Genomic DNA, 12,486 nt, shown 5'->3' on the forward strand with positions numbered 1-12,486 from the left:
TAGGCAAATGACATATTTTTAAAAACACCAATCAATCTTTGATTTCCCATGTTCTGATAGATATGTATTTGTTTTAGAAAAAGGCTGACTGCCAAAAAAACCACGATGTGCAGAAAGCGGACTAGGGTGTGGTGCGGTCAATATTAGATGGCGACTCTCATCAATATTTACACCTTTTTTCTGTGCATGCTTACCCCAAAGGATAAATACAACATGATCTTTATGATTATTTAATACTTCTATGACGCGATCGGTAAGTCGCTCCCAACCCAATTGTTTATGTGAATGAGCTTTTGCTTCCTCAACTGTTAAAACAGTGTTTAAAAGCAGTACCCCTTGTTCTGCCCAATGAGATAAATCACCATGTGGAGGATGCGCACAGCCTAAATCATTTATTAATTCCTTATAAATATTTTTTAGTGAAGGAGGAAGTGCAAGTCCTTTATTTACTGAAAAACTCAAACCATTAGCCTGTCCTTGCCCATGATATGGATCTTGTCCTAATATCACAACCTTCGTTTTTTGAAAAGATGTTAAATTTAACGCTTTAAAAATTTGATCCTTTGGGGGATAAATTTTCTTGGTCTCATACAGCGTTTCCACCTTAGTCATCATTCGATTAAAAAAAGGTTGTTGCAATTCTTCATCTAAATACTGTTTCCAATCACTTTGTATATTCAATCAGACCCCTCCCTATTAAATTTCCTGGGAAAGCGCATTATAACTGTAATTTCGACATATTACGTTTTTAATTGACAGAACGTAACGAGATTAACTGATAATGACAAATCGTTTGTTGATTTTCAAAAACTAATTTCACAACTTTGGCGACACCTTTTTTATCATATCCAGGCTTCCGCACGACTTCAACCGTCTCATCTATTGGGAATAACTTATAACCATCAAACGTAATTTCAAAAATATCATGATCTTCTTTGATTCGTTTTTCGTCACCGTTTGTGACAATTCTCCATTCCATAGTTAAAGGTGTTGGCATCTAACTCACCTCTCATCAATCAATTTAAATTAGTTATATTATATCATGAGACGTAGACTTAATGGGATTTACAGCTTTAATTTATAAAGGTTCACCCACGCTGTTTTGAGATTGCCCATACATTTTCCTATGTGAATGCATAATTTACAAGTGAAACGAAAGGGAGGAATGAAACATGGGCCATAAATATGGTGGTGGATTCACTTTAATCGTTGTATTGTTCATTCTTTTAATCATTGTAGGAAGCTCTTATTAGTAAGGTTCCTCAGAACTTTATTGATAATAAAAATGCTTTAAAAAAGCGAAGACCTACAGAAAAAATTAACCAGGTGACAAGAATCACCTGGTTAATTTATTTGAATATATTCTTCCCACACTTGATCAAAAGTCGTTAAAGCCTCAGAAAAAGGTGTGTGATATTCTAAGTACTGACTAATTTCTAAATAATCTGAGGAATGTTTCGGAAAATCATGATCATGAAACATCCAATCAGCTAAAGCCTTTCTTGAATCATTCTTTTCTTGTATTCCCCGATACATCATCATAAAATGGTAAAAAGATTTCACTTAAACACCATCCTTAATCCTCTTCTAGTTTCTCCAAATGTTTCATACGACGTTTGTGTACGATTGCTGACATAAGAATAGCAATTTCATAAAGTATAATTAACGGTGCTGCCACAAGGATCTGCAATATAAAGTCAGGTGGTGATAACATTGTTCCTAAAATAACTAAAATAAGATATGCGTACTTTCTTGTCTTTCTCATAAAAGAAGGTTCAATAATACCTAAGCTTGTTAAAAACATAGCAATTAATGGGACCTCAAAGAATATAGCAAAAGGAAGCGTAATTTGCATGACAAATTTAAAATAGTTTACTGCCGTAAACATTTCATTTACTAGACCCTCACCTAAGTCTAATAAAAACTGTAAAATGAGGTCTTTAATAACGAAATATCCAAATACTAATCCTAATAAAAATAAAATAAACAGAGCCGGAATATACATTAAACTGACTTTTCGCTCATGTGAAGTCAATCCAGGTCTTATAAACAACCATAATTGAAATGCAAAAAACGGCAATGTCACAATAATTCCAGTAACAGTTGCTATTATGATATATATCCAAATGATTTCAAAAGGACTTAAAACATTTAAGGTAAAATCAACATCTCGCTCCATAAAGCGGTAGATCTCTTCTACATAAATAAAACCCGCTCCAAAAGATAGTATAAAGACGATTAACGTCCATATTAGACGTTTTCGTAATTCTCCTAAATGTTCTGTCCAGTCCATAACCTCTTGTTCTTGATTAGCTTGTTGTTGTTCTTCCATTGGATTCATCCTTTATTACTTCATAAAATAAGATGTAAGGGAAATTCCCCCTTACACCTTATCATTCTTTGAATCATTAGAATCTGAAATTTTGTCTTGTTTCTTTTGTTGGCTTTGGTCGTCAGACATTAAATCGCTAGTGGCCTTTTTAAATTCCTTTAAAGACGAACCAAAAGCTTTACCGATTTCAGGTAATTTAGACGGCCCAAAAACAATTAAAAGTACAATGACGATTAAAACTAATCCCGGAATACCTATATTTGCAGGATTCATACGATCACCTCGTTAGGCAAGTTATTGATGATCAATCGTTTTCTTCGAAGACTGTTCATCATCTGTTAACTCTTTAGTTGATTTTTTAAATTCTTTTAGTGTTTTACCTAAAGCTTCTCCTAGTTCAGGTAACTTCTTCGGTCCGAATATGATTAATAGAATTAATACAATTAAGATTAATCCTGGTAAACCTATAGACATTATAACACCTTCCGCTGATTATTTAACAACTCTATTGTCGCTGATTTGTCCACTATTTGCAAATTATATATGACTCTGTAATAAAACGTTCAATAATTCTCATCTTAACGTTTGCGTTCATAGACATAATAAGTATGTTCGTAAGGGTTTCTTTCATCCGTTTCCCCTTTAAGTTCTTCAACAACTTTCCATTCAGAGAAATCTATAGAAGGAAAATAAGTATCACCATCAAATGTATCATGAATTCGCGTTATATACAGTCGATCAGCAATTGGCAAAGCCATCTTAAACAATTCTGCACCACCGATTAGAAACACCTCATCATCGTTTAAATAAGGCTTTAATTCATCAATCGAATGTATAACGGTGCAACCTTCTGCATTATATGATAAATCGCGAGTTAAAACGATATTTTGGCGGTTCGGCAACGGACGGCCAATTGATTCATATGTTTTTCGACCCATAGCAATTGTGTGCCCAGTTGTGACCTTCTTAAAATATTTTAAATCATTAGGTAAATACCATGGTAAGTCATTATCTTTTCCAATAACATTGTTTTCATCCATGGCTAATATAAACGATAGCATATGTTCAACTCCTATACGGCAATTGGTGCTTTAATGGCTGGGTGTGGATTGTAATTTTCCACTTTAATATCTTCCACATCAAAATCAAAGACAGATTCTAGATCATCGTTTAAGACGAGAGTTGGCAAAGGTTTAGGGTCTCTCGATAGCTGTTCTTTAACTTGATCAAAATGATTATGATAAATATGTGCGTCACCTATGGTATGAATAAATTCTCCGACTTCTAAGCCACATTCTTTAGCAATTAGATGAGTGAGTAACGAATAGCTTGCAATGTTAAATGGAATTCCTAAGAAAATGTCTCCACTTCTTTGATACAGTTGACAAGATAGCTTTCCATCTTGTACATAAAATTGAAATAACGTATGGCAAGGTGGTAACGCCATGGATGGGACATCTTCAGGGTTCCATGCTGATACAATCAGACGCCTTGACTGAGGAGATTTCTTAATATTTTCAATCACCTGTGCAATTTGATCAATGGTTTCATTCGTCGAACTCTTCCAGTGACGCCATTGTTTTCCATAAACATCTCCTAAGTGACCAAATTTTTCAGCAAACTCATCATCTTCAAGAACTGCTTTTTTAAATCGTTTCATTTGCTCTTCATATTGTTTATTAAAATCTGGGTCTTGCTGAGAACGAAGTCCGAAGTCCGTCATATCTGGTCCATCATATTCGTCACTTTCAACCCAATTTTTAAATGCCCATTCATTCCAAATGTTATTGTTATGAGAAAGTAAATAACGGATATTTGTATCACCTTTTAAAAACCATAACAACTCACTGACAATTAACCTGAATGGTACGCGCTTAGTCGTTAATAAAGGAAAGCCTTCCTCTAAATCAAACCTCATTTGATATCCAAATACTGAACGAGTTCCAGTACCAGTACGATCTCCTCGATCAGAACCATTTTTTAATACGTGTCTACATAAATCCAAATATTGTTGTTCATTCCTATGTACCATGGTTATCCTCCCACCTTATTTTACTATATTGTAACAAATAAAGTTGTCCTGTCATAGATTCTAGATGCCCTCATATAATACCAACATCATAAATAGAAAAGGTGATGGTTAGATGGTTAAAAAGAAAAACAGGCACCCAATCATTATGAGCACTATGGCTGGTAGTATTGCGTTCAGCTCCCCTCTTGCCTTCACTTTACCTGTAGAAGCAATCTCCAAAGAACAATTCGAAGAACTACAAAAACTGTCCTACGGAGAGCACCATGAAGCTGTGGTACATTTGCAACGCAAACTTAAAACATTAAAATACTATCAAGGTACATATTCTCCTGAATACGATGCCTTAACCGAACATGCATTAAAAATGTTTCAAGAGGAAAACGAGCTAAATGCTACTGGTAAAGCGGATGAAACAACGTATTTAAAAATTGAAGAAGAACTCAATTCCCACCATAAAGAAGTAATTGAAAAGTATGCAACAAAAATCCAACACGGAGAACAATCTAATCGTGTCAAGCAAGTTCAAATGGCATTAGAGCATTTTGGTTTTTATCAAGATGAAATAGATTCAATAGCTGGTCCAGCCACTAAAACAGCATTGGAACGAATGAACAAGGCACATCAATTGGAGCTAGATTTATCCGATTATAACCAAATTGTTCATGTTTCAGAGCGTGAGTCTCAAGAAAACAATGTCCAGCAAGCTGTTCAAACAAAGTCTCAGGCAGAGGTTCAACCATCTGCTCAATCAGATTCAGTAACATCAACCGCCAAAAACTATATGGGTTCTCCATATGTGTGGGGTGGTACTTCCCCTTCAGGTTTTGATTGTAGTGGCTTTTTACAGTATGTTTTTGAACAACACGGAATTTCATTGCCAAGAACAGTAGATAGTATTTATTACTCCACAAAACCAGTCGATCAACCAAGTGTTGGAGACCTTGTATTCTTCGAAACATATAAACCAGGTCCATCCCATGCTGGAATTTATTTAGGAGATGGTAACTTTATTCACGCCGGTTTAAGTAGTGGTGTCACCATTAGTAACATGAATAATTCTTATTGGAGTTCTCGATATATAGGTCCTAGAAGGGTCGCTAACTAAAACAAATTCATCTGACTTGGATTTAAATTCTCATATTGAATGTTTAACAATCGTTGGAGTTGCTTTGCGTTATGATAAGCATCTCCACCAGAGTTGTTATTAAAGAGAACAGTAATTTGGTTGCTGTTCTCTTTTAATGTCAAAATCTGATCACGCCACTCTTCCAGTTCTTCATCATTATAATGATATAAAAAACGTACTTTACGCCAGTTCTCATTTCCATTTTGGTTCCACCCCATTACATTACGGCCATGAAACCTAATTAAAGTATTTTTAACATTTGTAACCTCTGGAACAGTCGGAATAGATCCTTCACCGGCTTGTGGTTCATCACATATAGCATGGACCCATTTTTCTTCCCTCATAAACTTTAGAGTTGATTCTCGTACAGGATCTTCAAACCACGTCCGATTTCTAAACTCTAATGCGAGATCATATTGATCAAATTGTTCCCTAATAAACCTAAGTCGATTAACATTTTCCTTAGACAACTTAAACCAAGGTGGGAACTGAAATAAAATACAGTTTAATTTATTTGCATCTAATAATGGTTGTATACCTGATTGATAATCCTTAAACATCGACTTAATATCTTTTCGAGTATATTGCTTTCGATCATGACCAGTGAAAGCTTGAAAGGCTTTAACGACAAATGAAAAATTTTCTGGTGTTTGTTTCTCCCATTTTTGATATTGTTCTTCATTCAAAATACTGTAAAATGCTGCATCCAATTCAACCACAGGAAAATGTGCAGCATACGCCGCTAATTTATTCCTATACATATGTTCTTGTTCATGTATGTCTGGGTGGTCGCCCCAACCAGTCAAACCAATATGTATCAATATTCTCCCTCTCTTGATAAGAATTCTTACATTTAGTATATCCAACATCGCTTGACGTTGTCTATATCCATCAGTTATACTTATAAGTACAATAAAGATGTAAGGTATCATGAATTGGGTAACTTCTATAGAAGTGAATGATTGATTTATGATCCTTCATTTCTATAGGAGTTGCCCTATTTTTATATCTGCATACTTATTGTGAAATTAAGCACCACTTAGGTGAAAGTTTTAGGAGGATTTTGTATCATGCAAAACGGTGTAGTAAAATGGTTTAACGCTGAAAAAGGTTATGGTTTCATTCAAGTTGAAGGTGGAGACGATGTATTCGTACACTACTCTGCAATTCAAGAAGAAGGTTTCAAAACTTTAGACGAAGGTCAAGAAGTTAATTTTGAAATTGTTGAAGGCGATCGTGGACCTCAGGCTTCTAACGTTGTAAAAAAATAAATAAAATATATTTTAAGTCGGTAACTACTGAGTAGTTGCCGGCTTTTTTCTTGTTGTATCACTTGATAATTATGGTCACCTATAATATTATTAATTCTATTGTGCAGACGCAGTTCGAAAAATCCTGCGATATCAAAACTAAGGAGATGATATGAATGACAAATGAGTTATTATGGATTGTTTTTGCACTCGTCAACTTTTTATTACTCATACTGATTTATCGTATTTTCGGTAAGAATGGTTTACTTGTTTGGATTGGGATGTCTACAGTTGTAGCTAATCTCCAAGTTTTAAAAATGGTGGAACTGTTTGGAGTAACCGCAACGTTAGGAAATATTGTTTATGGTTCCATTTTTCTGGCGACTGATATTCTAAATGAGAAGTATGGGAAAGATGAAGCTAAAAAAGCAGTGTGGTTAGGGTTCTTTACGCTAATTACCATGGCCATTGTTATGCAAATAGCTTTACGTTTTGAACCAGCTGCATCTGACCAAGTAAATGATGCGTTACAGACATTATTTGATTTAGTTCCACAGGTTGCTTTAGGTAGTTTGTTGGCATATATTGTCAGTCAAAATGCAGATGTGTATATTTTTTCAAAGCTAAAAAGTAAATTTAAATCAGATCGATACCTTTGGGTTCGAAATAACGTCAGTTCTATGCTAAGTCAGCTTTTAGATACAGCAATATTTACAATTATTGCATTTTGGGGACTGCTTACAACTGAACTAGATGTTTGGTTCCAAATTTTCTTATCCACTTATTTTATTAAGTTCATGGTAGCAGCGATTGACACACCATTTATGTATTTAGCCAAGAAATTTCATAAATAGTAAAAGGGTGTTCCCTTCTTGACTTTTTGGGGACACCCTTTTACTTATAATGTTTCTATTTCGTTCTCTTCATAGCTAATCCAATCACTAAAGCTTCCTACGTATAATCGTACATTTCGAAAACCAGCTCTCCATAAGGCTACAACGTTTGGTGCAGCTGTGACTCCAGAACCACAATAAACAATAATTTCATTAGCATCTTGATAATTCATAAAGTATTCTTTTAAATTATCTTTGGCTTTAAATAATTGGTTCTCATCCAATATCTTAGTCCAATCAGAGTTTACAGCTCCTGGAATGTGTCCTGCTTTATGATCGATTGGTTCATGCTTTCCTAAATAACGCTCATAACTTCTAGAATCAATTAAAACAACTCTCTCCTCTTCTTTATGTTGTTTAACATAAGGCATATCCGCTACCAAGTGTTCTTGAATTTGATAATCACCATATTGAGATTTGGATTGAATAGGATTTGATTTCGTCACTGAATAACCCGTTTCCATCCAATCTTGGATTCCTCCATTCATTAAATAAACATTTGGATGCCCAATAAACTTTAATAACCAATACATTCTTGATGAAAAAGCTCTGTTTTGACAGTACACTACAACTGTTGTATCACGATTAATTCCCCGTTCTGCAAGTCGAGCTGTAAAAGTATCAAGTGAAGGTAAAGGATGGCGGCCTCCTGTACTTTTTACTTCTCCACTTAAATCCTTTTCGAGGTCAAAATAAACGGCATTTGGAATATGCCTGTGTTGATACTGCTCCATTCCCCATTGAGAGTCTTGTAAATTAAAGCGACAATCAGCAAAAATAACATCTTCTTCTGTATAAAGTTTATAAGCTTCTTCAACAGAAATAATCATTATATTCTCTCCTTATTTAGATAAATATTGTTGCAAAGCTTGATTTTCAAGTGGGATCCGCTTATTCATCAACCATAGATGTGCTCCGAGAAATACGATTGCCGTTAAATAGGCATGGAACATGAGGGGTATGATGAAAAATTCTAACCCAACCACCCAATAGTTTGGATGTTTACACCATTTATAAGGTCCTTTTTTCACTAATCGAGAATTAGGTAATACAATGATCTTCGTATTCCAAAACCTTCCTAACGCCCCTAGACACCAAAACCTAAAGGCTTGTAATAATAAAAATGCTATAAAAATGACAAGTGATATCTCCTTATTCCACTGATGAGCGGCGTAACTTTCTATCAGTAATGATATAAAAAATAAAGAATGGGTGATAACAATGTATCGATAATACGGATCCTCAACCTCAATCGCACCTTTTCCTTTTTGATATTTTTCATTTGATTTAGCAATGAGTATTTCCGCTAACCTCAAGCTTATTAAATAGATGGTGATCATGATATAAACCATGTTATTGCCACTCCATCAATAATATTTCTGAGGTGAACCCAGGACCTAAAGCTGTTACTAGGTGGTAAGGTAAATTGAATTCACCATATTGCAACGCTTCTTTAATGACAAATAAAACTGTTGGCGAAGACATGTTTCCATACTTTTTTAGTATGTTTTTAGAGAATTGAAGGTCTTGATGATTGTCCATAATTGCCTCAACTTCTTCTAATACCTTACGTCCACCTGGATGCGCTAAAATATGTTCAATATATGAAGATGAAACGTTTTGCTGAGACAAAAACGATGTTAAGTGATTATTCCAAAAAGTTTTAACTAAATTGGGAATTTCAGTCGCAAAAATGACGTAAAATCCATCATCTCTGACATCCCAACCCATTACATCCATACTATCGTTTAACAATTTAGAACTCGTTTCTTTAATATGTAATTTAGGTGTTTTTAGCTGTTTTACAAGTGGATGTTCTCTCCCTAATAACAGGGCACAGCCTGCTCCATCCCCGAATAATGCAGCTCCCACAATATTCTGTTTGTCTAATCTATCATGATGAAAGGCTACACTAGCTAATTCACAAGTGATAATCAATACAGAATCATCTGGATTAGCCTTGAGATAGTCATGTGCTCGTGATAAAGCTATTCCCCCTCCAGCACAGCCTAAGCCAAATAGCGGATACCTTTTAACATTATCACGAAATGGTAATCTATTTAATAAATGTACATCCAAAGGTGGGGTCAATACTCCTGTGCTTGTGACGGATATGATCGCATCGATATCCTTTATATGTAACTCTTGATCTTTAAGACAATTTAATATGGCTTTTTCAGCTAAATGAACCCCTTGTTTTATAAACAATTCATTGCGTTCTTTCACCCCATGCGGTTCCTGAAACCAAATCGGGTCAACAACAAAATAACGTTGTTCAATATTAGCAGTATCAAATACAGATAAATACTTTGAAAGCCTGCGATCTTCTAATAGTTTAGAAATAAAACCTTTTGCTTGATTCTGCTTTAATTCATAATTCGGTAGAGCAGTTCCAATGTTGTATAATACCGACATAAAGGAAACAACCTCTTTCTTTTTAATCTATCCCCTACTATTACATTTTCCAATCAATGGTATTTTATACTAATAATTAGAACCCATAAATCGTCATGCCACCATCCACCATTAACGTTTGTCCTGTCATATAGTTACTCGCTTCCGATGCTAAAAATACTGCTGGACCTGCAATCTCTTCTAACCGACCAATTCTTTTTAAAGGTGTTCGGTTAACAATATCTTGAACATACTGATCATCTTGTAAAAGCTTTTCCGTTAAAGATGTCGGAAAATACCATGGACCTATAGCATTGATGTTAATCCCATATTTCCCCCACTCTATTGATAAAGTTTTGGTCATTTGTATGAGGGCTGCTTTTGTCATGGCATAAACAACACCTGTTCTAAGAGCGGTCTGCCCAGCAACAGATGAAATAGATATAATCTTGCCTTTAATTTTATGTTTAATCATGTTTTGAGCCGCATATTGTGAAAGAAAGAATGCACTCTTCATGTTCGTGTCAATGATTTGTTGATATTCTCCTTCGGTTACTTTTATTGCTTCACTTCTGATATTCATCCCAGCGTTATTAACCAAAATATCGATCCCTTTATTTTGAGTTAGCTCATCCAGTTTTTGAGTAATTTCACTTAATTCTGTCACAGAAGAAGTAATATAATTGGCTTTTACATTGAATTGTTCTTCCAACTGTATCGTTGTTTTCTGTAGATCATTTTCATTCCTTGCAACTAAAATGACATCTGCTCCAGATTCAGCATATGCAAAAGCGATCGCTCTTCCAATTCCCTTTGTTGCACCCGTAATAACGGCGAGTTTTCCTTTTAAATTGAAGTTAGGTAAATAAGATTCCATTTGTTCCGCCTCCCTTAAAGTTAAATAAGGCTATTCCGGTTAAAGAATAGCCTTTTAATTTACCAATTGTAAATTTGTCCATACTTATCTGTTAAGTACTGGATCAAATGATCAGGATTTAACCCTTCTCCCGTTACTTCTTTTAATAGATCTAATGGTTCCTTCATACTTCCTTTTTGGTGAATATTTTGATTCAACCAATGCTTAACTGGAGATAAATCATCATTTCGAATGGCTTCGTCAATATCAATAGATTGATTTAGTGCTGTTTTAAGTTGTGCACCATACATGTATCCTAAAGCGTAAGACGGAAAATACCCAAAGCTTCCATCAGACCAATGTACATCTTGTAACACACCATCCGCATCTTTTTCAGGTCGAATCCCTAAATATTCTTCCATTTTATCATTCCAAAGTTGCGGTAAATCTTTTACCTCTATTTCTTCATTTATTAAGCCTTTTTCTAATTCATAACGGATCATAATGTGTAGCGGATAGGTCATTTCATCCGCTTCGATTCGTATAAAAGTTGGTTTTACCTCATTAATAGCTCGATAAAATTCATGCTTAGGAATATCTTTGAAGGATTCTGGTGCGTAATCTAAGAATAACTCATAGTATTGATCCCAGAAGGTTTCATTACGACCCACAAAGTTCTCCCAGAATAAAGACTGAGACTCATGGATTCCCATAGAAACCGCGTCGCATACAGGAGTATCGTATAAGTCTTTATTTAAACCTTGTTCATATAATGCATGGCCACCTTCATGAACGGTTCCAAATACAGCCATACGGAAATCATTCTCATCATAACGCGTCGTCACACGTACATCATCATGATTAATATTAATGGCAAATGGATGAACCGTTTCATCTAAACGACCTGCTTTAAAATCATAACCCATTTTTTCTAAAACTTTTAAGGCAAACGCCTCCTGTTTTTCTTTAGGAAAATGAGTCAAAATGGCATCCGTGTTAGGTTTATCAGTTGAAGTGTTTACTTTTTCAATCAATATCCCTAGATCATCTCTTAATTTAGGAAATACTTGATCTAGAGTTTTTACCGTCACACCTGGTTCATAATTATCTAACAACGCATCATAACGGTTCTCTTTGTAACCCCAATATTCAGCAAACTTAATGTTAAAAGCTACAATCTTCTCTAAATAAGGTCTAAACATCTCAAAATCGGATTTTTCTCTTGCTTCCGTCCACACCGATTCCGCTTGTGATGTTAATTCAACAAATTCTTTATACTCTTCAACAGGAATTTTTCTCGATTGATTATATTCTTTTTCTACTAATTCAACAGAACGTTTAATAACAGGGTCGCTTGAGTTTTTCAACTGATCAATATAAGACTTCATTTGATCGGATGTTTTAAGCTCATGTACCTTTTGAGATAAAAATGACAATGTTTCTGAACGTCGCTGAACGCCCTTTTTCGGTGCCTTTGTTCTTAAATCCCACGCCATTAACTTAATAGCTTCTCCATAAGATTCTATTTGTTTATAATATTCCAAAAATTCTTTTTCTACTGAGGTATAGGTTGCTGTCCCCATATAATCCTCTCCCGTCTAAA

The 12,486-nt window shown here is 34.9% G+C and carries 18 protein-coding genes; 4 read left to right on the forward strand and 14 right to left on the reverse strand.

Annotated elements, in window-relative coordinates; all coding sequences use genetic code 11:
- Positions 1–18 precede the first annotated feature (18 nt).
- Together ung and BMY57_RS01315 are read right to left on the reverse strand one after the other, a co-directional pair.
- Entirely contained in the window at positions 19–681 is a 663-nt protein-coding gene (ung, locus tag BMY57_RS01310; protein ID WP_091772212.1) for a uracil-DNA glycosylase, read from the reverse strand.
- Between the two features lie 67 nt (positions 682–748).
- Positions 749–997 (reverse strand): DUF2584 family protein, encoded by a 249-nt coding sequence (locus BMY57_RS01315; RefSeq protein ID WP_091772213.1) that lies wholly within the window; start codon positions 995–997, stop codon positions 749–751.
- A 175-nt stretch (positions 998–1,172) separates the two neighbouring features.
- On the opposite strand from BMY57_RS01315, the gene BMY57_RS01320 reads away from it, so the two are divergent.
- On the forward strand, positions 1,173–1,253 hold the full coding sequence (locus BMY57_RS01320; RefSeq protein WP_091772214.1) for a YjcZ family sporulation protein: 81 nt from the start codon (positions 1,173–1,175) through the stop codon (positions 1,251–1,253).
- A gap of 91 nt (positions 1,254–1,344) precedes the next feature.
- Here BMY57_RS01320 and BMY57_RS01325 read toward each other — a convergent pair whose 3' ends face one another.
- The 6 genes from BMY57_RS01325 to BMY57_RS01350 all read right to left on the reverse strand — a co-directional run bounded on the left by BMY57_RS01325 (position 1,345) and on the right by BMY57_RS01350 (position 4,364).
- Complete coding sequence (locus BMY57_RS01325) at positions 1,345–1,563, reverse strand: YozE family protein (RefSeq protein ID WP_091772215.1); 219 nt, start codon at positions 1,561–1,563, stop codon at positions 1,345–1,347.
- A gap of 13 nt (positions 1,564–1,576) precedes the next feature.
- Entirely contained in the window at positions 1,577–2,332 is a 756-nt protein-coding gene (gene tatC, locus BMY57_RS01330) for a twin-arginine translocase subunit TatC (RefSeq protein WP_091772216.1), read from the reverse strand.
- Between the two features lie 51 nt (positions 2,333–2,383).
- Complete coding sequence (gene tatA / locus BMY57_RS01335) at positions 2,384–2,605, reverse strand: twin-arginine translocase TatA/TatE family subunit (protein ID WP_091772217.1); 222 nt, start codon at positions 2,603–2,605, stop codon at positions 2,384–2,386.
- Positions 2,606–2,626: 21 nt separating this feature from the next.
- Positions 2,627–2,806 (reverse strand): twin-arginine translocase TatA/TatE family subunit, encoded by a 180-nt coding sequence (tatA, locus tag BMY57_RS01340; protein ID WP_091772218.1) that lies wholly within the window; start codon positions 2,804–2,806, stop codon positions 2,627–2,629.
- Between the two features lie 104 nt (positions 2,807–2,910).
- On the reverse strand, positions 2,911–3,393 hold the full coding sequence (locus BMY57_RS01345) for a dihydrofolate reductase (protein WP_091772219.1): 483 nt from the start codon (positions 3,391–3,393) through the stop codon (positions 2,911–2,913).
- A gap of 11 nt (positions 3,394–3,404) precedes the next feature.
- Positions 3,405–4,364, reverse strand: coding sequence for a thymidylate synthase (locus tag BMY57_RS01350; protein WP_091772220.1), 960 nt, complete (start codon positions 4,362–4,364; stop codon positions 3,405–3,407).
- Positions 4,365–4,476: 112 nt separating this feature from the next.
- Between BMY57_RS01350 and BMY57_RS01355 the strand changes: the two genes are divergently transcribed.
- The gene (locus tag BMY57_RS01355; RefSeq protein WP_091772221.1) at positions 4,477–5,469 is read left to right on the forward strand and encodes a C40 family peptidase; all 993 of its coding nucleotides are present in this window, start codon (positions 4,477–4,479) and stop codon (positions 5,467–5,469) included.
- Here BMY57_RS01355 and BMY57_RS01360 read toward each other — a convergent pair.
- On the reverse strand, positions 5,466–6,311 hold the full coding sequence (locus BMY57_RS01360) for a DUF72 domain-containing protein (RefSeq protein ID WP_091772222.1): 846 nt from the start codon (positions 6,309–6,311) through the stop codon (positions 5,466–5,468). The genes BMY57_RS01355 and BMY57_RS01360 overlap by 4 nt on opposite strands.
- A gap of 249 nt (positions 6,312–6,560) precedes the next feature.
- On the opposite strand from BMY57_RS01360, the gene BMY57_RS01365 reads away from it, so the two are divergent.
- The gene (locus tag BMY57_RS01365) at positions 6,561–6,761 is read left to right on the forward strand and encodes a cold-shock protein (protein WP_091772223.1); all 201 of its coding nucleotides are present in this window, start codon (positions 6,561–6,563) and stop codon (positions 6,759–6,761) included.
- A gap of 155 nt (positions 6,762–6,916) precedes the next feature.
- Positions 6,917–7,594, forward strand: a complete 678-nt coding sequence (locus BMY57_RS01370) for a queuosine precursor transporter (RefSeq protein WP_091772224.1) — start codon at positions 6,917–6,919, stop codon at positions 7,592–7,594.
- 44 nt (positions 7,595–7,638) lie between these two features.
- Here BMY57_RS01370 and BMY57_RS01375 read toward each other — a convergent pair whose 3' ends face one another.
- The 5 genes from BMY57_RS01375 to BMY57_RS01395 form a co-directional block, all read right to left on the reverse strand.
- A complete protein-coding gene (locus BMY57_RS01375; protein ID WP_091772225.1) occupies positions 7,639–8,463 on the reverse strand; it encodes a sulfurtransferase in 825 nt (274 codons plus the stop codon).
- Positions 8,464–8,475: 12 nt separating this feature from the next.
- Positions 8,476–8,985, reverse strand: coding sequence for an isoprenylcysteine carboxyl methyltransferase family protein (locus BMY57_RS01380; protein ID WP_091772226.1), 510 nt, complete (start codon positions 8,983–8,985; stop codon positions 8,476–8,478).
- A 1-nt stretch (position 8,986) separates the two neighbouring features.
- Complete coding sequence (locus tag BMY57_RS01385; RefSeq protein WP_091772227.1) at positions 8,987–10,048, reverse strand: type III polyketide synthase; 1,062 nt, start codon at positions 10,046–10,048, stop codon at positions 8,987–8,989.
- 76 nt (positions 10,049–10,124) lie between these two features.
- The gene (locus BMY57_RS01390) at positions 10,125–10,904 is read right to left on the reverse strand and encodes an SDR family oxidoreductase (RefSeq protein WP_091772228.1); all 780 of its coding nucleotides are present in this window, start codon (positions 10,902–10,904) and stop codon (positions 10,125–10,127) included.
- 59 nt (positions 10,905–10,963) lie between these two features.
- On the reverse strand, positions 10,964–12,466 hold the full coding sequence (locus BMY57_RS01395; RefSeq protein WP_091772229.1) for a carboxypeptidase M32: 1,503 nt from the start codon (positions 12,464–12,466) through the stop codon (positions 10,964–10,966).
- Positions 12,467–12,486 lie beyond the last annotated feature (20 nt).

The sequence above is a fragment of the Piscibacillus halophilus genome (genome assembly GCF_900110685.1).
GTDB lineage: Bacteria > Bacillota > Bacilli > Bacillales > Alkalibacillaceae > Piscibacillus > Piscibacillus halophilus.